The 19571-nt window shown below is 67.2% G+C and carries 15 protein-coding genes; 9 read left to right on the top strand and 6 right to left on the bottom strand.

All coding sequences use genetic code 11. The features are described 5' to 3' along the window. From ABV518_RS08070 to ABV518_RS08050, 5 genes are all read right to left on the bottom strand, one after another. On the bottom strand, positions 1-831 hold the full coding sequence (locus ABV518_RS08070; protein WP_367766365.1) for a sugar phosphate isomerase/epimerase family protein: 831 nt from the start codon (positions 829-831) through the stop codon (positions 1-3). Further along, positions 828-1670, bottom strand: coding sequence for a triose-phosphate isomerase (locus ABV518_RS08065; RefSeq protein WP_367766364.1), 843 nt, complete (start codon positions 1668-1670; stop codon positions 828-830). The genes ABV518_RS08070 and ABV518_RS08065 overlap by 4 nt, the downstream gene beginning before the upstream one ends. Then, positions 1654-2124, bottom strand: a complete 471-nt coding sequence (locus ABV518_RS08060) for a ribose-5-phosphate isomerase (RefSeq protein WP_131132327.1) — start codon at positions 2122-2124, stop codon at positions 1654-1656. Before ABV518_RS08060 ends, ABV518_RS08065 begins: the two co-directional genes overlap by 17 nt. Then, entirely contained in the window at positions 2121-3866 is a 1746-nt protein-coding gene (locus ABV518_RS08055; RefSeq protein ID WP_367766363.1) for a dihydroxyacetone kinase family protein, read from the bottom strand. The genes ABV518_RS08060 and ABV518_RS08055 overlap by 4 nt, the downstream gene beginning before the upstream one ends. A gap of 101 nt (positions 3867-3967) precedes the next feature. After that, positions 3968-5332, bottom strand: a complete 1365-nt coding sequence (locus tag ABV518_RS08050; protein WP_367766361.1) for an MFS transporter — start codon at positions 5330-5332, stop codon at positions 3968-3970. Between the two features lie 211 nt (positions 5333-5543). Here ABV518_RS08050 and ABV518_RS08045 point away from each other — a divergent pair, with 211 nt between their 5' ends. The 3 genes from ABV518_RS08045 to ABV518_RS08035 all read left to right on the top strand — a co-directional run bounded on the left by ABV518_RS08045 (position 5544) and on the right by ABV518_RS08035 (position 9177). Then, positions 5544-6287 (top strand): FadR/GntR family transcriptional regulator, encoded by a 744-nt coding sequence (locus ABV518_RS08045; protein WP_367766360.1) that lies wholly within the window; start codon positions 5544-5546, stop codon positions 6285-6287. 187 nt (positions 6288-6474) lie between these two features. After that, positions 6475-8364, top strand: coding sequence for a hypothetical protein (locus ABV518_RS08040; RefSeq protein WP_367766359.1), 1890 nt, complete (start codon positions 6475-6477; stop codon positions 8362-8364). Positions 8365-8427: 63 nt separating this feature from the next. Beyond that, positions 8428-9177, top strand: coding sequence for an SDR family NAD(P)-dependent oxidoreductase (locus ABV518_RS08035; protein ID WP_367766358.1), 750 nt, complete (start codon positions 8428-8430; stop codon positions 9175-9177). Between the two features lie 180 nt (positions 9178-9357). Here the strand turns inward: ABV518_RS08035 and ABV518_RS08030 are convergent, their stop codons facing one another. Further along, positions 9358-9996 carry a TetR/AcrR family transcriptional regulator gene (locus ABV518_RS08030; protein ID WP_367766357.1) on the bottom strand — a complete coding sequence of 213 codons (639 nt, stop codon included), beginning with the start codon at positions 9994-9996 and terminating at the stop codon, positions 9358-9360. A 186-nt stretch (positions 9997-10182) separates the two neighbouring features. Between ABV518_RS08030 and ABV518_RS08025 the strand changes: the two genes are divergently transcribed. From ABV518_RS08025 to ABV518_RS08000, 6 genes are all read left to right on the top strand, one after another. Next, positions 10183-11703, top strand: a complete 1521-nt coding sequence (locus tag ABV518_RS08025) for an ABC transporter substrate-binding protein (protein ID WP_367766356.1) — start codon at positions 10183-10185, stop codon at positions 11701-11703. 76 nt (positions 11704-11779) lie between these two features. Further along, positions 11780-12721 (top strand): ABC transporter permease, encoded by a 942-nt coding sequence (locus ABV518_RS08020; RefSeq protein ID WP_367766355.1) that lies wholly within the window; start codon positions 11780-11782, stop codon positions 12719-12721. Beyond that, positions 12718-14595: a dipeptide/oligopeptide/nickel ABC transporter permease/ATP-binding protein gene (locus ABV518_RS08015; RefSeq protein ID WP_367766354.1), complete on the top strand. Its 1878-nt coding sequence runs from the start codon at positions 12718-12720 to the stop codon at positions 14593-14595. The genes ABV518_RS08020 and ABV518_RS08015 overlap by 4 nt, the downstream gene beginning before the upstream one ends. Then, entirely contained in the window at positions 14592-15452 is an 861-nt protein-coding gene (locus ABV518_RS08010) for an ATP-binding cassette domain-containing protein (protein ID WP_367766353.1), read from the top strand. The genes ABV518_RS08015 and ABV518_RS08010 overlap by 4 nt, the downstream gene beginning before the upstream one ends. Before the next feature lie 84 nt (positions 15453-15536). Beyond that, complete coding sequence (locus ABV518_RS08005) at positions 15537-18050, top strand: beta-glucosidase (RefSeq protein WP_367766352.1); 2514 nt, start codon at positions 15537-15539, stop codon at positions 18048-18050. Further along, positions 18047-19546 carry a family 43 glycosylhydrolase gene (locus ABV518_RS08000; protein WP_367766351.1) on the top strand — a complete coding sequence of 500 codons (1500 nt, stop codon included), beginning with the start codon at positions 18047-18049 and terminating at the stop codon, positions 19544-19546. The genes ABV518_RS08005 and ABV518_RS08000 overlap by 4 nt, the downstream gene beginning before the upstream one ends. Positions 19547-19571 lie beyond the last annotated feature (25 nt).

Genomic DNA, 19571 nt, shown 5'->3' with positions numbered 1-19571 from the left:
TCACTTGCTCCTTAGGAATTCGATGCTTTGCTGGGTCCACTGGTTTTCGAGGCGGATGGTTTCCGCTTCGGAGTCCTGCCATGGCAGCCAGTGTTCGACGATCTGGTTGATATTTCTTTGGTGGGGCTGGAATTTGCTGACCATGTAGTCGTAGTCGAGCAGGCCTTCGCCGAGCGGCGCGCCGGCGTAGGTGAACCCGACCCAGCCGTCCTTGCGGCTGAACGCGAAGTCCTTGACGTGCATGTTCAGGACGTAGGGTGCGACGGCGTCAATCACCTCGCGCGGCATTTGCAGCGCCGCGACGGTGTTGGCCGGGTCGGCGCAGATGCCCAGGGACGGGTTGTCCACTGCGCGGATCACGTCAAGGATCAGCGAGGTGGGCACCTGCTCGTAGGTTTCCACCGCGATCTTCACCCCGGCCGCTTCAAACTCGGGCAGGACGTCCTTGAAGATCGCTACGGCTTCGTCCGTCGTGGGGGTGTGGCCCGGGACGTTGAACATGGTCCGCAGCAGCGGCGAGCCCAGGATCCCGGCGATGTGCAGGAATTTCCGCAGGTGCTCCGGGCGGATGCCCTTGGTACCGAGCTCCAGCGAGATGCCCAGCCGGTCCGCCGTGGCCCGGACGGCCTCAAGTTCGGCGTCAGCCATGGCTTCGAGCGGGGCGTAGTCGCAGATCTGGAACAGGTCCACGCCCAGTTCCTTGGTCCGTTCCAGCGCCTGGTGGATGTTCAGCGGTTCGGCGACCTTGTCCGAGAGCTGCCAGAAGAACGCGTAGCTGCTCAGGCCGATCCGTGAGCCCTGCCCGATGCGTGAGCCGGTGGTGGCCGTCATGCTTTGGCCTCCGTCCCGGCCAGCAGGCCAAGCCGCGCAGCAGCCTCGTCCAGGATGGTCTTCAGCGCCTTCGGATCGTGCGCGAAGCGGCCCAGGAACAGGCCGGCGACGGCGGAGTCCAGTTTGGTGATCAGGCCCGGGCCGGCGCTGCCGCCGTAGATCACGCGGCTGTCCGCCTGGCCGGGCAGGGTGCGCAGGTGCGCGTCCAACCCGGTGATGACGGCGCTGATGTACTCCGGCGTTGCCGGTTCAGGGGCGCCGATGGCCCACTGCGGCTCGTAGGCCACGATGGTCCGGCCGGCGGGTCCGAGTGACTGGGCGCGGGTGAGGGCTGCATCGATCTCCGCAGAGCACTGCGCGATGGCCTCTTCCGGGGAACCAGCGAGAAGTTCGCCGACGCACAGGATGGGTGTCAGGCCGTTGCGGTAGGCCGCGGCGGTCTTCAGCCCGATGACCGTGTCGTCCTCGCCGAAGATCCGGCGGCGTTCGGCGTGGCCGACTTCGGCGTAGCGTCCGCCGAGTTCGGCCACGGTCTTGCCGCCGACCTCACCGGTGAACGCGCCTTCGTCTTCCCAGAAGATGTCCTGCGCGCCCGCGGCTGCCCCGGCGGTGCCCAGGATGCGGGCAGCTTCGGGAAGCACCGGGAGGGTGGGCAGTACGAACAGCTCGATCGCACCGTTCTGGACCGCCGGGTGCGCGAACGCGATGGCGGCGACGTCGCGGCAGTAATCAACCGAGCGCTGGTAGCCGAAGTACATCTTCAGGCTGACGCCGATGATGGCCTTCGGTGGTGTCGATTCTCCGGCGCGGGCCGCAGGGCTGTTAGCAGGAAGTGACACCCTCATAGTCCTTAATCAGGGTGACTTTCTCGGCCGAGGCGGAGGTTTCGTCGAACGTGTAGGTCAGCCATTCCTTGGCGAGCCGGCGGGCGAGCTCCAGGCCAACAACGCGCTGGCCGAAGGTGAGGACCTGGACGTTGTTGGACAGGATGGACCGTTCAACCGAGTAGCTGTCGTGCGCGGTGACGGCGCGGATGCCGGGGACCTTGTTCGCGGCGATCGCCACGCCGAGGCCGGTGCCGCAGACCAGCAGGGCACGGTCGGCCTTGCCGGCGGCGATGAGCTCGGCGGCGGCGATGGCCACGGACGGGTAAGGGGTGTGGCTGGTGGCGTCCACCCCGACATCCGTGACGGACTCGACCAGGTCGGAGGCCTCCAAATCAGCCTTCAGGGCTTCCTTGTACTCGAAACCGGCGTCGTCGGCTCCAACAATCAGGCGCAGTTTGGCGCTCATGCTTTCTCCTTAATGGTTGTCCGCTCGATGAGCGTGTTGTGGATGGCTCGGATGATCAGCGCCATGGACACGGCACCCGCGTCCGGCGTGCCGAGGCTCTTCTCGGCGTGCGGGCGGGCGCGGCCCATGAGGGGCAGCAGCGCGGCGGTGTCTTCGGCGGCCTGCTCCGCGGTCACGGCGGCGGCGGCCCAGGCCTCGGTAAGGGACTTCCCGGCCCCGACGCCGGAGGCCAGGGCATCGCGGAACGGAACCAGGACGTCCACCAGGGTTTTGTCGCCCGGTTTGGCCTTGCCGAAGTCCATGATCGCGGCCGCGGCGCCCGCGACTCCGGCGGCGACAGCACCGGCGTCGGGCGCTTTGCTGTCACCGACGGCGTCACCGACGGCCCGCAGGGCCATGCCCCAGAGGGCGCCGGAGGTGCCGCCGGCCTTGTCGGCCCAGGCGTCAGCGGCGAAGTGCAGGGTGGTCGCGGCACCGGCACCGCGGGCGACGGCGTCCGTCGCGGCTTCGACGGCGGCGCGGACACCGCGTTCCATGCCGATGCCGTGGTCACCGTCGCCGGCGATCGCATCGATCCGGCCCAGTTCGTCGGCGTTGGCGTCGACGACGGCTTTTGCGGCGCCGAGGGCGGCGAGGATGCGGATGGCTCCGGCGCGGGACTCGTCGGTCGCGTCCGGGATGGCGTGTTCGGCCTCGGTGAGGTCGCCGGCGTCACTTGGTTCCAGGGCGTCGGCTGTGACGGCGCCGCGGCGGAAGGCCGGGGCATCTGCCGGGGCGTTCCAGAGGGACTCGAGTTCCTCGTCGAGCCAGAAGAGTGTCAGGGAGGTGCCGGCCATGTCGAAGCTGGTGACCAGTTCGCCGACCTGCGGTTCCACCGCTTCCAGACCGGCTTCGGCCAGGAGCTGGGCGACGCGGCGGTAGACGACAAAGAGCTCTTCGTACTTGACGCTGCCCAGCCCGTTCAGGATGGGGACCACGCGGGCGCCGCTGGTCTCGAGGCCCTCGGGTACTTCGGTGAGGAGTTTGGCGACCAGCAGCTCGGCGAGCTCGTCCGCCGTCGGGATGTCGGTTTCGTCGATGCCGGGTTCGCCATGGATGCCCATGCCCACGGCCATCCGGCCTTCGGGGACGGAGAACAGCGGGTGGTCCGCGCCCGGCAGGGTGCAGCCGGTGAACGCGACGCCGAAGGAGCGGGTGCGGTCGTTGGCGCGCTCGGCGATTTCCACCACTGAGTCCATCGAGTAGCCGGCTTCCGCGGCAGCGGCCGCGACCTTGAAAACGGTCAGGTCCCCGGCGATGCCGCGGCGCTTGGCACGTTCGGACAGCGGGGCGGAGGAGACGTCGTCGGTGACGGCGATGCTGCGGCAGTCGATGCCCTCCTTCCGGAGGCGGTCCTGGGCCTGGTTGAAATGCAGGACATCGCCAGCGTAGTTGCCGTACCCCAGGAGCACGCCGCCGCCGTTGCTGGCCGCCTTCGCCACGTTGTAGACCTGTTGGGCGGACGGCGAAGCGAACAGGTTGCCCATGGCGGCGCCGTGCGCGAGGCCCTGGCCCACCAAACCTGCGAAGGCCGGGTAATGGCCGGAGCCGCCGCCGATCACCAGCGCCACCGTCTCCGGCGTGCTCTTGGTGTTGCGGACAACGCCGCCCGGGACACGCTTGACCCAGCGGCCGTGGGAGGCGACAAAGCCCTCGATCATTTCGTCAGCAAAGGCTGAGGGTTCGTTGAACAGGCGGGTCATGGGAAAGCTCCTGGGGTTATTGCTCGCTCCGGTGGCTCGACCACCGGTTAGTTGAATTGGTGCGGGGGCGTCCGCGGGTGAGGCGGACGCCCCCGGGTCTGTTACGGCTCGGAGTGGTGTCCGGCTCCCTGGGGATCCAGTGCCTCGGCGGGGATGCCCTCGCTGACCTTGCCGGAGCGGCTGAGCACCACCATCAGGATCGAGGAGAGGAGCATAAAGCCGCCTACTACGAACATCGGAACGGTGTAGCCGCCGGTGAGGTCCTTCAGCCAGCCGGTGACGTAGCCTGCGCTGAAGCCGGCCAGGTTGCCGATCGTGTTGATCAGGGCGATGCCGGCAGCCGCAGCTGCACCGGTCAGGAACTGCGTGGGTACAGTCCAGAAGTTGGGCAGGGCCGCGAAGATGGACATCGCGGTGATGGTGATGACGGCGATGGTGGCCGCCGGGGATCCGGCGAACAGTGCCAGCGGGATGCTCAGGCCGCCGATGAGGGCGGGGAGGGCAATGTGCCAGGTCTTGACGCCGCGCTTGGTGGCGTCCTTGGACCAGAAGTACAGGGCGAACGCTGCCGGCAGGTACGGGATTGCGGTGATCAGGCCCTTCTGGAGGACGTCGAACTTGGTGCCGTAGATGCCTTCGAAACCGGCGATGATGGTGGGGAGGAAGAAGCCGAGGGCGTATAGGCCGTAGATGAAGCCGAAGTAGATGGCGGAAAGCATCCAGACGCGGCCGTTGCCGAAGACGGTGCGGACGCTGACGTGCTTGTTGCTGGCCGCGGTTTCCTTCTTTTCTTTCTCCAGGGCGCCGGTCAGCCAGGTCTTTTCGTCCTGGGTCAGCCACTTGGCCTTGGCGGGGGAGTCAGCCAGGTAGAACCAGGCGATGATGCCGATGATGATGGCGGGGATGGCGACGCCGAAGAACATCACACGCCAGCCGGCGAGCCCGAAGAGGCCGTGCTGCTGGATGAGGAGGCCTGCCAGCGGCGCACCGATCACGGTGGTCAGCGGCTGGGCCAAGTAGAACAGTGCGAGGATCTTGCTGCGGTGCCGGGAGGGGACCCAGAGGCTCAGGAACAGGATGGCGCCGGGGAAGAAGCCTGCTTCAGCCACACCCAGGATGAAGCGCAGGACGTAGAGCTGCTCAACGTTGCCTACCCAGGTAAACAGCAGGGAGACGATGCCCCAGCTGACCATGATGCGGGCGAGCCAGCGGCGGGCGCCGAACTTGTGCAGGGCCAGGTTGCTGGGAACTTCCAGCAGGATGTAGCCGATGAAGAAGACTCCGGACGCGAAGCCAAACTGGGCTGCCGAGAGGGCCAGGTCCGTGTTCATGCCGTTGGGGCCGGCGAACGAGATGGCCGTGCGGTCCAGGTAGTTGATGAAGAACATCAGGGCGACGAACGGGACAAGCCGTACCGCCACTTTCCTGATTGCGGATTTTTCGACCACCGATTGTGTGGTGTCCACGTTGACTCCTAGATGTTGATGTCCCGGCTGCGTCCGTCACTGGAGGCTTGGGGTCTGTTCAACGCCGGAAGGGATTGGGGGCCAACCGGCGGCTAAAGCATTGTGACCTTAACGATAGGAGCGAATCCTAAATTGGTCAACCGGTTGACGTGTTCATTTTTTGAATTTCATGATGGCGGCTGGTGGCGGGGCTGGTTGCTACGCTTGGGAGGTGTCCATAAACTCCGCCGCATCGACGGCCAAGATCAGCGCAGCGCTCGGTTCCGTGGGCCAGGGCTCCGTTGTCTCTGAGGTTGCCGAGCGTTTGCTGGCCTATTTCACCAGTGGTGATATCGCCGTCGGCACGCGTCTTCCGGCGGAGCGCCAGCTGGCTGCCTCCCTGGGGGTTGGCAGGTCTGCCGTGCGCGAGGCGCTCGCCGCCCTGGAGATCCTGGGGATCGTCATTGTCCGCCCGGGGTCCGGCACGTACCTCCGCGACGGCATCTCCGAACTCCTGCCCCGCACGTTGAGCTGGGGCCTGATGCTGGGCGCGCCCCGGACGCGTGAGCTGGTGGAATTGCGGAGCGGCCTGGAGGTCCAGGCTGCGCAGCTCGCCGCCGACAGGATCACCGATGAGGCGCTGGAGCGCATGCGCGGCAACCTGGCCACCATGGCGGAAACGCTCGATGACCTTGCCGCCTTTGTTGAAGCGGACGCTGCCTTCCACCGCGAAATCGCCGAGAGCTCCGGCAACCAGGTCCTGCAGGAGCTCCTACAGAGCATTCGTTCACTGCTGCGCATCTGGGTGGACCGGGCGCTGACCGACGAAGGCCATGCGGCGTCGGCCCTCAAGGAGCACGCGGAAATTTTCGCTGCCCTGGAGGCGCGTGATGCCGAGGCTGTCACCAAGACCATGCGCTCGCACATGCTCACGGCTTCCCGGCGCCTCCTCGCCGGCTTCGACGCCTCGCAGTAGGGTTTTCGGACCGTTTGCGTAGTCCGGCCGGCTCCCGGGGGTCCGACTATTGGTCAACCGGTTGACTTGTGCATGGCGCTGATTCCATAATCGGGTATGGCCTGCCTCACAGGCCCTCTTTGAGTTTGCTTCAGCGACGCCGGGCACCCGGGCCACAGCAGCCCCGGGCAAGGCAGAGAGCAGTGCCGTGTTTTTCCAGCCCCTGACCGATGACCAGCCCGAACCGTCCGCTTCCGTCCAGGCCCGGCTGGCACCTCCTGTCCGGGTACTGTCCGCGGGACCGTGGACTGCCCGGCTTGTGGGCGACGAGCTGGCCCACATCAGTTATGCGGGCCGCCGTGTGCTGCGGGCCGTCAAGGCTGTTGTCCGGGACCAGGACTGGCGGACTCCGCAGCCTTCGGTCCGAAGCGTCGAGATCAAGCAGGACGACGATGGCCTGCACGCGCGCTGGACCGTTACGTTTGCCGGCTACGGCGTGGAGTATGACGCCGTCCTGAGCGCCGTTTTCACTCCCGCGACTCTGGACATTTCCTTCGAGGGCACTGCTGCGCACGCCTTCCGGAGCAACCGGATCGGCCTGGTGGTGCTCCACGCGCCCGCCGACGCGGGCCGGGACATCACTGTTGAACACTCCGACGGCGGCAGCACGGCCGCGCAGTTTCCCCGCGACATCAGCCCTCACCAGCCGTTTATGGACATCGCGGCCCTCGAATGGGCCGATGCCGGCACAGCCTTCCGGCTGTCGTTCACCGGTGACGTCTTTGAGACGGAGGACCAGCGGAACTGGACGGATGCCTCCTTCAAGACCTACAGCACGCCGCTGTCCCGCCCGTTTCCTGTGGACGTCGCGGCCGGGGACACTGTCAGGCAGGCCGTTCTCCTGGAGGCCGCCACCCTGGAGCCGCAGGAGGCCGTGGAAGCGGCCGCCGTTGCAGGCGCTGGCGACGCCGGTGGGCCCATGGTGGTCACCGCGCATATAGGCGGTGAATCCGGCCGGGTTCCGGCGCTGGCGGTAGTTGCCGGGTCGCAGCCGGGCTTGCTCCCTGCGATCCCCGGACTCGACGCCATCATGGTGGAGCTCGTGGAAGATTCGGGAGGCGCTGGCCCCTCCGGCTCTTCTCGGTCTGGCTCTGGCCGGTCCGGCTGGGCTGCCCAGCTGCAGTCGGCGGCCGCCGCGGCCGCCGTCCACGGAGCCGGGCTGGACATCCGGGCAGTAACCGCGGACCCGGCCGGTGCCGTGGCAGACCTCGCCCCGTACCTGGCCGAAGCCAAGAGGTTCGCCGTGTTCCATCCCGCCAGCCACGTCACCGAGCCGGACCGTTGGCAGGGATTTAAGGCATCGGTGCGTGCCGCAGGGTTCAGCGGAAGCCTCGTCGCCGGAACCCGCGCCCACTTCACGGAACTGAACCGCGACAGCAGCCGCACGCCGTCGGACTCCGACGCACTGACGTTCAGCATCACGCCGCAAATGCACAGCACCGAGGCCGCGCACATCATCGACAGTGTGCCGATGCAGCGGCTCGCGGCCCGCAACGCGCTGAGTCTGGCGGGAGGACGGCCTGTCCACGTGGGCCCGGTGACACTGCTGCCGAGGTTCAACGCTGTGGCCACGTCCGGCGATGCTGCCGAAGCCGAAGCGGATGAACTGCAGGACCAGCCGTTCACCGCGGCGTGGATGCTGGCGAGCATCAGTGCGCTGACCCTGGACGGGGTAGCGTCCGTCAGCTACTTCGAGACGTCCGGTCCGAGGGGGATCTCCGACGCCGCCGGCCGGCTGAATCCGGCCGGTGAACTGCTGAAGCAACTCGCCGCGCTGCGGGACTCCGTGGTGTTGGCGGTCGACGTCGAGGCGGGGGAGGCGCAGGCGGACGCTGTGACTTTGTACCCGGTGCAGTCACCGGAGGGTCTGGTGATCTTCGCCGGGAATCTCTCCGGTGCAGCGGTTGCCGTGGACGTCCGGCTCCCGGGCACTGTCAGCGCGGGCGACGGCGACACCGCACCTGGGCGGCTGGCCCTCGGACCGTGGTCCGCCGGCGTCGTCCGTTTTCCGGCAGTCGATGTTCCGGCACCCAACTGATCCGCCCCACATACTTGCTGCCGGCTTCCGACGGCGGCGCCACCTTAGCGAAAGGAGACCCCGATGGGTCTGCGTCTTGAAGGAAAAACTGCCCTCGTCACGGGGGCCGGCTCCGGGATCGGCCTGGCCGTTGCCCAGCGGTTCGTCGCCGAAGGGGCCACGGTCTACTTCGCCGACATCAATGTGGAGGCCGCCGAGAAGGCCGCCGCCGCCACGGGCGCTTCCGGTGCGCACGCCCTCCGGATGGACATTTCGGACGAGGCGAGCGTTATTGCCGCCTACGCCGCCGTGGCCGGGAAGCTCGATGTGGTGGTGGCGAACGCCGGAGTCCAGCTGTTCGGGCAGGACGCCAAGGTGGGCGACCTGGACCTGGCCGTCTGGGAGAAGACGGTCACCATCAACCAGCGCGGAGCGTTCCTCACCCTCAAGCACGCCGTACGGGCCATGGAAGGACACGGCGGGTCCATCATCTGCACGGGAAGCCCCACGGCCGTGGTGGCCTGCGGGCAGACGTTCACCGCGTACACCAGCTCCAAAGCCGGGGTCCACGGCCTCGCGAGGGTGGTCGCGGCCGATTACGCGCACGCCGGAATCCGGGTGAACATCGTGGTTCCGGGTTACACCGAAACGCCCCTGGTCCAGGCCATCGCGGACGACCCCGTCAGCCGCGCCGGCCTGGTGGACTCCACCATGCTGGGGCGGCCCGGGACTGCAGCAGATGTGGAGGGCATCATGGTGTTCCTCGCCAGCGACGACTCCGCGTACGCCACCGGCGGGATCTTCACCGTGGACGGCGGCCTGACGGCCCTGTAGCAGCGCTTCCGCGTGGCGTTGCGGCGGCGGAGGCGGGGCCACCTGTGTACGTCCGCGAACTGGCAGGTAATGCCCTTAAAACTCGGTTTTGCGGGCGTTACCTGCCAGTTCGCGCGAGGAAACTTGGGGCCGCAAGTGTACGTTCGCGCTGTGGTGTTCCGGGTAGGAGGAGGGGGAACCCTAAAACTTTTCCGTGGTGATGGCCTCAAGGAACGCGACCACTTCGGCTGGCATGTCCACTGAGTCGTTGTCGAGAAGCCACTGCACCTGCAGGCCATCCATGAGGGCGGCGAGCTGGCGTGCGGCGGCGGCGGGCACGATGCCGGGACGCAACTGGCCCCGCCCGTCCAGGTCGTCAAACGCGTCGGTCATGGTGCCGCGGACCCAGTTGTAGCGCCGTTGGAAGTACTCGTGGGCAGGATGGTCGGGATCGGTGGCTTCAGCGGACAGGACGCAGTACAGGGCGACCAGGCCGGGGATGGTGGTGTTGTAGCGCGTGAGCTCCACCAGGCCGTGGAGCAACTCAATCCCCTGGGCAGTCAGGGCGCCCGTCCGCGTTACGGATTCCTCGTCCCTCAAGGTCAGGACAGCCTCCAGCAGTGCCTCCTTGCTGGGGAAGTGATGCAGCAGCCCGGCCTGGCTCAGGCCCACTTTGTCGGCCACGTCCTTCAGCGATCCCGCACGGTAGCCGGACGTCGAAAACACCTCAAACGCGGCCGTCAGGATCTCCTGGCGGCGGGCCTCGGTCTTGGCGTAGCTGCCCCGCGGCCGGCCCCGTCGTGGGGCCTCAATGACCGCGCTGGCCGGTGTGTCTGTCATCACATAACCCTAACAAGCTAGTTTTCGCTCGCTGTCCGCCGATTGGTCAACCGCTGTGGTTGGCGTCACATTTCGCGACGTTTCAAAATTCCAAAACAAAAACCTAGTACCCACTAGGTTTTCATGTTACGGTCTTTCTCAATGGCCGTCCATGGTGGACGCCACTGACCGTGAAAGGGACCAAAGATGTTCCGATCCAAGCGAATGGCCGCCGTAGTTGCCGCCGTTGCCCTGAGCCTCGCCGGCTGCTCCGCCGGTGGAGATGCCACCGCAGAACAGTCCGCACAAACACTCACCCTCGGCGCCATCCAGTCGCCCAAGACGTTCGATGCCAGCCAGTCCGAATTCGCCAACCTCTCGCCGTTCTACCAGGCCGTATACGACACCCTGCTCCGCATGCAGCCGGACGGCACGCTGGTGCCCATGCTGGCGACCGAGTGGAACTACAACGCGGACAAGACCGTCCTGACCCTGAAGCTGCGCGATGACGTGAAGTTCACCGACGGCACCGCATTCAACGCCGACGCCGCCAAGCAAAACCTCGAGCGCTTCAAGGCCGGGACCTCCCCGGACGCCCAGTTCCTTGCGGCGCTGAAGACGGCCACGGCCGTCGATGCGACCACTCTGGAGCTGACCCTCTCCGCCCCGGATCCGGCCTTCCTGAACTACCTGTCCAAGGATGCGTCGTTCATGCAGAGCCCGAAGTCCTTCGGAAACGCGGACATCGCCACCAACCCGGTCGGTTCCGGCCCCTACGTGCTGGACACTGCAGCCACCGTCACCGGAACGTCCTACACGTACAAGCGCAACCCCGACTACTGGGACAAGGACCTGGTCCACTACGACAACCTGGTCCTGAACGTCTACCTCGACCAGACGTCGCTGCTGAACGCCATCAAGTCCGGCACCCTGAACGCCGCCAACACCATCGACAACAACACGCTGACGGAGATCGAGGCCGCAGGCTACAAGGTCAACCCGCTCCAGCTGAACTGGGCCGGCCTGCTGATCTTCGACCGCGCGGGCACCACCAACCCGGCCCTCAAGGACGTCCGCGTCCGCCAGGCCCTCAACTACGCCTTCGACACGAAGGCGATGCTTGCATCCATCGGCCAGGGCTACGGTGAGCAGACCACCCAGGTGTTCCCGCCGTCGTCGGACGCTTATGACAAGTCGCTGGACTCCCGCTACGCCTACGACCCGGCAAAGGCCAAGGCACTGCTGGCCGAGGCCGGCTACGCCAGCGGCCTGACCCTGAAACTGCCGTCCTCCACCCTCCTGGGCAACACCATTCCGGCGCTGATCACCCAGCAGCTCAAGGATGTGGGCATCACCGCAGAATTCACCGACACCGGCAACAACTTCATCGCCGACCTCCTGGCACCGAAGTACGGGGTGAGCTACATGATCCTGGAGCAGCAGTCCGACTGGCAGCTGATCAACATGAAGCTCACCCCGGGCGCCCCGTGGAACCCGTACAACTACGAGGATCCCAAGGTGGACGAACTGGTCAACAAGATCCACGTCGGATCTGCGGACGAGCAGAAGTCCGCGGCCAAGGAACTGAACAAGTACATCGTGGAGCAGGCCTGGTTCGCCCCGTGGTTCCGCCCGCAGTCCAGCTTCGTCACCGACGCCAAAACCAACGTCGAGGTCCAGACGGGTAACGCCTACCCGTTCATCTGGTCCTTCACCCCCGCCTCCTAGCGGACAGCTGCCGGACGGGGCCGCATCGCAGCGGTCCGGTCCGGCAGCTTCAGGAACCTTCCTTAAGGATTTTCGAATGTACCGATTCGTGCTGCGGCGCCTGTTTTCCGGTGTCCTTTTGCTGTTCGTCATCACCACGGTCGCCTACCTGCTGCTCTACGCAGGCGGCGGCGACATCGCCCGCCGCATCGTGGGCCCCACCGCCAGCGACGCCCAGGTTGCGCTGAAAGCCACCCAGCTGGGCCTGGACCGTCCGCTCCTGGTCCAGTACTGGGACTGGCTCACCAGCGCACTGACCGGCGACCTCGGCCGGTCCTGGTTCAACGGCCAGCTCGTCAGCGCCAGCGTCAGCAGCCGGGTCTCCGTCACCATCTCCCTGGTCCTGGGGGCTACCATCATCGCGGCCGTCGTCTCGATCGTTGTGGCCGTCTGGGCGGCGGTCCGCCGCGGCTGGGTTGACCGTGTGGTCCAGTTTGTGGGCGTCCTCGGCTTCGCCATCCCGGGCTTCCTGATCGCACTGGGCCTGGTGTCCCTGTTCGCCCTGAACCTCAAGTGGTTCAAGGCCACCGGTTATGTCCCTATTACGACGTCGTTCGGCGGCTGGGCGGCGACGGTCACCTTGCCGATCATCGCCCTCTCCATCGGCTGCATTGCAGCCGTGGTCCAGCAGGTCCGCGGCTCACTGATCGATGCGCTCCGCCAGGATTACGTCCGGACGCTGCGCGCCCGCGGATTGTCCTTCAACCGAGTTGTCTACAAGCACGTCCTGCGCAACGCCGGCGGCCCTGCCCTGGCCGTGCTCGCTGTGCAGTTCATCGGGCTGCTGGGCGGCGCCGTCATTGTTGAACAGATCTTCGCTCTGCCCGGGCTCGGGCAGATCACAGTCACCGCCACCGGCCAGGCCGACATCCCGGTCGTGATGGGAGTCGTCGTCGCGACGGCCGCCATCGTGGTGACCGTCAACCTCATCATCGACCTCGCCCAGGGCTGGCTCAATCCGAAAGTTCGGCTGTCATGATCGAAACTCCCCTCGTACTGCCCACGACGGCAGCCAAGGTTTCCCTTTTCCGCAGGCTCCTGACCCACCCCACGGGCGCGGCTTCCCTGTTGCTGCTGGTCCTGGTGGCCCTGGCCTCCGTCCTCGCGCCGCTGCTGGCCACCCATGATCCCGGCACCGCCAGCCTGCAGGATGTGCTGGCGAAGGCCGGGTCCGAACACCTTCTTGGTGCCGACAGCGCCGGCCGCGACGTCTTCAGCCGTCTGCTGTTCGCCGGCCAGTTCAGCCTCGCCGGCGCTCTCCTGGCCCTCGCCGTGGCGATGGTCCTCGGCGTCACCGCCGGCCTGGTCGCCGGGTACTACGGCGGCTGGTTCGACTCGGTCTCCTCCTGGGTCACGGGCCTGATGATGGCCCTTCCCGGCATGGTGGTGCTGCTGGCAGCCCGTGCCGTGGTGGGCCCGTCCATGTGGCTGTCCATGATGATCTTCGGCGTCCTGCTCTCGCCCGCCTTCTTCCGGCTGGTCTACGCCTCCGTCACCGCTGTCCGCAACGAGCTCTATGTGGATGCGGCACGCGTTTCCGGGCTCAGCGATTTCCGGATCATCGGCCGGCACATCCTGACCGTGGTCCGGGCCCCTGTGATCATCCAGTCCGCCATGGTCCTGGGCATTGCCATCGCCATCCAGGCCGGCCTGGAGTTCCTCGGCCTGGGCGACCTGAACATCCCCACCTGGGGCAGCATGCTCAATGACGGCTTCATCAACATCTTCAAATCCCCCACCCTGGTCCTGTGGCCGTCCCTGATGATCGGCCTGGTCTGCATCGCCCTGACGCTGCTGGCCAACGCCATGCGCGACGAACTGGAACGCAGCCGCGGACCGGTGAAGAAGAGCCGCAAAGCCGCGGCAGCGGCCGCAGCAGCAGACGCCGAAGGTGCCTCCGAGAAGCGCGGTGCCGCCGCCGTCGTACACCCCGACGAACCCGCCGGTGCACAAAACTGCAACGCCGGCGAGCTGCTGCTGGAAGTCACCGACCTGGGTGTCGGCTACGACCAGCCCGACGGTTCCACCACCCACGTGGTCAACCACGTTGGCCTCACAGTACGCCGCGGCGAAGTCCACGGGCTGGTGGGCGAATCCGGGTCCGGCAAGACACAGACCGCGTTCTCCATCCTCCGGCTCCTGCCCCAGGGCGGACGCATCACCGGCGGGTCCATCTTCTTCGAGGGCAAGGACCTGGCGCACCTCTCCGAAAAGGAGATGACCAAGGTCCGCGGGAAGCGCATCGCATACATCCCGCAGGAACCCATGTCCAACCTCGACGGCGCGTTCACCATCGGCAGCCAACTGACGGAGCCCATGCGGGTCTGCCTTGGCATCTCCAAAGCCGAAGCACGCAAACGCGCCCTTGCCCTGCTGGCCAAGGTGGGCATCCCCAACCCGGAACGCACTTTCAACGCCTACCCGCACCAGATCTCCGGCGGCATGGCCCAGCGCGTCCTGATCGCCGGCGCCGTCTCCTGCGAACCGGACCTGCTGATCGCCGACGAACCCACCACCGCCCTGGACGTCACCGTTCAGGCCGAAGTCCTGAACCTGCTCCGCGAGCTTCAGGACGAACTGAACATGGGCGTCATCCTGGTGACCCACAACTTCGGCGTGGTGGCCGACCTCTGCGACCGCGTCTCGGTGATGCAGACCGGCCGCGTGGTGGAAACCGGACCGGTCCGGGCCATCTTCAACGATGCCCAGCACCCGTACACCCGCCAGCTGCTCGAGGCGATCCTCGAGGACACGGCGCCCCGCGGACAGTACCCCGCCGCCGGAAAGACCACCGCGGCACCAGCCGACGGCCAGCCCGCCGGGCCGAAGACACTCAAAGGAGTGACGTCATGACCGACACCCTGCTCGACGTCAAGGACGTCGTGGTCGAATACCCGCTCAAGGGCTTCCGGAAGGAACCGTTCAAGGCCCTCAAAGGCGTTTCCCTGGACATCCGGCCCGGCGAGACAGTGGGCCTGGTGGGGGAGTCCGGTTCGGGAAAGACCACCCTGGGCCGCGCCGTGCTTGGCCTGGCGCCTGTCACCGGCGGCAGCATCAAATACCGCGGGCAGGAGATTTCCAAGGCCACCCGGGCCCAGCGCAAGGAACTCAGCCACGAGATCCAGGTGGTCTTCCAGGACCCGTACACCTCGCTGAACCCGTCCATGACCATTGAGCAGATCCTCACCGAGCCGCTCACCGTCCGCAAGGTGGACCGCCAGGCCGCCAACAAGCGCGTGGCCGAACTGCTGGACCAGGTCAGGCTGCCGCACGGCGCCGCGCACCGGCTGCCGCGTGAATTCTCCGGCGGCCAGCGCCAGCGCGTCGCGATCGCCCGGGCACTTGCCCTGGACCCGAAGCTGATTGTCTGCGACGAACCCGTCTCCGCCCTGGACCTCTCCACCCAGGCCCGGGTCATGGAACTGTTCATCGAGATCCAGGAACGCACCGGCGTCGCCTACCTCTTTGTCTCCCACGACCTCGCCGTGGTCCGGCACCTCAGCCACCGCGTGGCCGTGATGTACCACGGCGAGATCGTGGAATGGGGCGACGGCGAACAGGTCACCGGGGCACCGGAGCACCCGTACACGCAGCGGCTCTTTATGGCCGCCCCCATCCCCGATCCCGACCGGCAGGCCAAACACCGCGCCGACAGGCTCCGGCTCCTGGAACTCCAGCAACAGCAGGACGTCCAGGCCGGCGTCGCCTGACCTCCGGGCCCGAGACAGACAGCCGCCTCATCAACACTGCGGAGCACCGACACGTCCTCCGCAGGAACAGCCAAGAAAGCCACTATGGAAACCCTCACCACTGACACGAACGCCGACGAAACCACTGACCAGAACACCGACGCCCGGCTGAAGTCCCTCCTGGCTGAACTGACGCTCGAAGAGAAGGTCCAGCTACTGACCGGCCGGGACTTCTGGACCACCTGGCCGCTGGAGAAGATCGGCCTGCGCCGGATGCTCTTCTCCGACGGGCCCACCGGGGTCCGCGGCGAGGTGTGGGACGAGCGCGAGCCGTCGATGAACTTCCCGTCGGCCGCCGCGATCAGCTCCTCCTGGGATCCGGCGATCGCTGACCGGCTTGGTGCCGCGTCCGCCGTTGAGGCCCGCCGCAAGGGCGTGGATGTTGTCCTTGGCCCCACCATCAACCTGCACCGCTCGCCCCTGGGCGGCCGCCACTTCGAGGCATTCAGCGAGGACCCCGTCCTCACCGCCGAACTCGCCGCCGCCTACGTGGCCGGCGTGCAGCGCAACGGCGTGGGCGCCACCCCGAAGCATTACATCGCCAACGATTCCGAAACGGACCGCTTCACCGTGGACGTCAAGGTCGGCGACAGGCCGCTGCGCGAGCTGTACCTGCTCGCCTTCGAGAAGGCCATCGTCGAGTCGAAGGCATGGCTGGTGATGAGCGCGTACAACTCCATCAACGGCGCCACCGCCACAGAAAACGACCTGCTGGAAACCCCGCTGAACAGTGAATGGGGTTTCGATGGTGTGGTGATCAGCGACTGGACCGCCGTGCGCAGTATTAACAGCGCGAACGCCTCCCAGGACCTGGTCATGCCGGGCCCGGACGGCCCGTGGGGCGAGTCCCTGGTGGTGGCCGTGAAGTCCGGCCAGGTCCCCGAGGCCGCGATTGACCGCAAGGTGTTCCGGATCCTGCAGCTCGCTGCCCGCGTCGGCGCCCTCGAAGGCTTCGAGCCCGTGGCCGCCGAACCCGTGGACCGTGAGGACCCCATTGCGTTCGCCCGCGAAGCATCCGCCGCCGGCACGGTCATGGTGAAGAACGACGGCGTGCTGCCGCTGGACCCTGCCTCCGTCACCAGGGTCGCTGTGATCGGGCACAACGCCCGCTACGCCCGCACCCAGGGCGGCGGCTCCGCCACCGTGGTCCCGGAAAAAATTGTCACCCCGCTGGACGGGATCCGCGCCGCCTTCGGCAAGGAAAACGTGACCTACAGTGTGGGCGCCGTGGTGCAGGAAGGCATCGCCGAGCTCCCGCTGGAACAGATCACCAACCCTGCCACCGGAACGCCCGGCGTACGGGTCCGGTTCCTGGACTCCAACGGCGAGGAACTCTTCGCGGAGGACCGCCGCTCCACCGCCCTGGTCTGGTTCGGCGGCGACGCACCCATCGCGGCGTCCTCCACTGTCCAGTTCCACACCATCTACACCCCGGACGAGAGCAACCCGGTCAAGCTCGGCTTCTCCACCGTCGGCCACGGCCGGATCTTTGTCGACGGCGTCCTGGCCCGCGAGGCCACCATCGAAGCCACCGGCACCGACCTCGGCGCGGCGTTCCTGGCACCCCCGTCCGCGTCCGTTGAAGTCCAGGCAACCGCGGGCGTCCCGCTGGAGGTCCGGATCGAACTGGACACCGCAGACCGGGAAGGTGCCCTGTCCAACGCCCTGGCCATCACCATCGGCGTGGAAGCGGACGATACTGACCCGGACGCCCTGATCCGCGACGCCGTCGAGGCCGCCCGCGCGGCCGAGATCGCCGTCGTTGTGGTCGGCACCAACTCCCGCGTCGAATCCGAAGGCTACGACCGGACCTCCCTGGAACTGCCGGGCCTGCAGGACCGCCTCGTCCACGCCGTCGCCGCCGCCAACCCCCGCACCATCGTCATCGTCAACTCCGGCTCCCCGGTCCTGCTGCCCTGGCGCGACGAAGTGGCCGCCACCCTGATCGGCTACTTCGGCGGCCAGGAATTCGGCCACGCCCTCACCGACATCCTCACCGGCGCCAGCGAACCCGGCGGCCGGCTCCCCACCACCTGGCCCGCCAGCCAGGAGGATGTCCCGGTCATCAACGTCACCCCCGCACCGGACGGGACCCTGACCTACGACGAAGGCATCCACATCGGTTACCGCGCCTGGCTCAAAGCGGGCACGGAACCGGCCTACGAATTCGGCTACGGCCTCGGCTACACCACCTGGACCACCGACAGCGCCGACGCACCCGCAGAAGCCACACCGGGCGCCGTCGTGCCGCTGACCGTGACCCTGACCAACACCGGCACCCGCGCCGGGAAGAACGTGCTCCAGGCCTACGCCGAAAAGCCAGGCTCTGCCGTCGACCGCCCCGTGCGCTGGCTCGTCGCCTCCACTCCCGTCTGGGCCGGACCCGGCGAAACCGTGACAGCCGTCCTGTATGTCCCCACCCGCCTGCTGGCCTACTGGGACAACGGCTGGACCTACGAGCCGGGCGACTACACCCTCCGCATCGGCTCGTCCGTCACCGACCTGCCGCTCGAAACCACGTTGACGCTGTCCGCAGCAGACCAGGAAGGCGCCGCATGAACCTGCCCAATCCCTTGATGCCCGGCTTCAACCCGGACCCCAGCATCGTCAAGGTGGGCGGGGACTATTACCTGGCCACCTCCACGTTCGAATATCTCCCCGGCATCCCCGTCTACCACAGCACCGACCTGGTCAACTGGACCCGGATCGGGCATGTGGTGGACCGCGAAGGACAGCTGGATTCCAGGGACGTGCCCACGCTCGGCGGCGCCTGGGCACCCACGATCCGCTTCCACGACGGCCTGTTCTACGTGGCCGTCACCGACGCCATGGCCCGCGGCACACTGGTGTTCACGGCCAAGGACCCCGCCGGCCCGTGGAGCGACGGACTCGCCATCGAAGGCGCCATCGGCATCGACCAGGACCTCGCCTGGGACGACGACGGCACCGCCTACATGACCTACTCCGGACTGGACACCGTCACCGGAAACATCAACGAACACGGCGGCATCCTCCAGGTCCGCGTTGACCTTGAGGCGGGCAAGGCACTTGAGGAACCCCGCAGCGTCTGGTCCGGGACGGGCCTGATGTTCCCCGAAGCGCCGCACCTCTACAAGCGCGGCGACTACTGGTACCTCATGATCGCCGAGGGCGGCACCGAGCGCGGGCACAGCGTCAGCATCGCCCGCGGAACATCCCCGGCAGGGCCGTTCGAGAGCAACCCGGCCAACCCCATCCTGAGCGCCCGCAGCACCGACCGGCCCATCCAGAACACCGGCCACGGCGACCTGGTGGAAACCCCCGACGGCGGCTGGGCCATGGTGCTCCTGGGCATGCGGCCCAAGGGCATGACCCGCGCCTTCTCCGCGCTGGGCCGGGAAACGTTCATCACCCCGGTCACGTGGGAGGACGGCTGGCCCGTCGCGGAACCGGTCATCCTGAACCCCCGCGAGGGCGGCACCGCGTTCCGGGATGACTTTGCGGACGCAGAGCTCGACGGCGGCTGGATCGCCGTCCGGCGTTTCCCCGGCGCGTTTGCCTCCACCGAAAAGGTCCCGGGCCGCCTCACGCTCACCAGTGACGGCACCGGCCTCGACGACGCCCGGCCAGCGTTCCTGGGCCGCCGCCAGCAGTCCCAGGTGGAGACGATCGCCGCCCTCGTGGACGCGGGGGAGAACGGCTCGGGCGGGCTGGCCGTCCGTTACGACGAGGCCCACCACTACTCCATCGAAACGGACGGAACCACGGTCACCGCCCGGGCCCGGATCTCTTCGATCGAACAGGCGTGGACGCACACGACCCCCGGCGGGCCTGTGGAACTGCGGATCGAAACCCGCGAGCCGAACCCGGACAACGCCATTGGCAGCCTGAGCTCGGACACCATCGCGCTGCAGGCCGTCATCAGCGGCGAACCGGTCACCCTCGCGGAGCTCGACGGCCGGTACCTCTCTGCCGAGACCGCCGCGTCCTTCACCGGCCGGGTCGCGGGCGTCTTCGCCGGCAACGGCACGGTCACGTTCGACTGGTTCCGCAGCGAAGGCCGCGAACCCCGCTAGGTACGCAACCATCCCGATCCCCATT

This window comes from Arthrobacter sp. HS15c (assembly GCF_040812005.1).
Classification (GTDB): domain Bacteria; phylum Actinomycetota; class Actinomycetes; order Actinomycetales; family Micrococcaceae; genus Arthrobacter.
This window is presented reverse-complemented; position numbering and strand designations above follow the sequence as displayed.

Bases quoted from the DNA above. Each gene is read 5' to 3' on its own strand.
- ABV518_RS08070 (WP_367766365.1), bottom strand. From the start codon at position 831: ATGACGGCCACCACCGGCTCACGCATCGGGCAGGGCTCACGGATCGGC.
- ABV518_RS08060 (WP_131132327.1), bottom strand. From the start codon at position 2,124: ATGAGCGCCAAACTGCGCCTGATTGTTGGAGCCGACGACGCCGGTTTC.
- ABV518_RS08055 (WP_367766363.1), bottom strand. From the start codon at position 3,866: ATGACCCGCCTGTTCAACGAACCCTCAGCCTTTGCTGACGAAATGATC.
- ABV518_RS08035 (WP_367766358.1), top strand. From the start codon at position 8,428: ATGGGTCTGCGTCTTGAAGGAAAAACTGCCCTCGTCACGGGGGCCGGC.
- ABV518_RS08030 (WP_367766357.1), bottom strand. From the start codon at position 9,996: ATGACAGACACACCGGCCAGCGCGGTCATTGAGGCCCCACGACGGGGC.
- ABV518_RS08025 (WP_367766356.1), top strand. From the start codon at position 10,183: ATGTTCCGATCCAAGCGAATGGCCGCCGTAGTTGCCGCCGTTGCCCTG.
- ABV518_RS08020 (WP_367766355.1), top strand. From the start codon at position 11,780: ATGTACCGATTCGTGCTGCGGCGCCTGTTTTCCGGTGTCCTTTTGCTG.
- ABV518_RS08015 (WP_367766354.1), top strand. From the start codon at position 12,718: ATGATCGAAACTCCCCTCGTACTGCCCACGACGGCAGCCAAGGTTTCC.
- ABV518_RS08010 (WP_367766353.1), top strand. From the start codon at position 14,592: ATGACCGACACCCTGCTCGACGTCAAGGACGTCGTGGTCGAATACCCG.
- ABV518_RS08005 (WP_367766352.1), top strand. From the start codon at position 15,537: ATGGAAACCCTCACCACTGACACGAACGCCGACGAAACCACTGACCAG.
- ABV518_RS08000 (WP_367766351.1), top strand. From the start codon at position 18,047: ATGAACCTGCCCAATCCCTTGATGCCCGGCTTCAACCCGGACCCCAGC.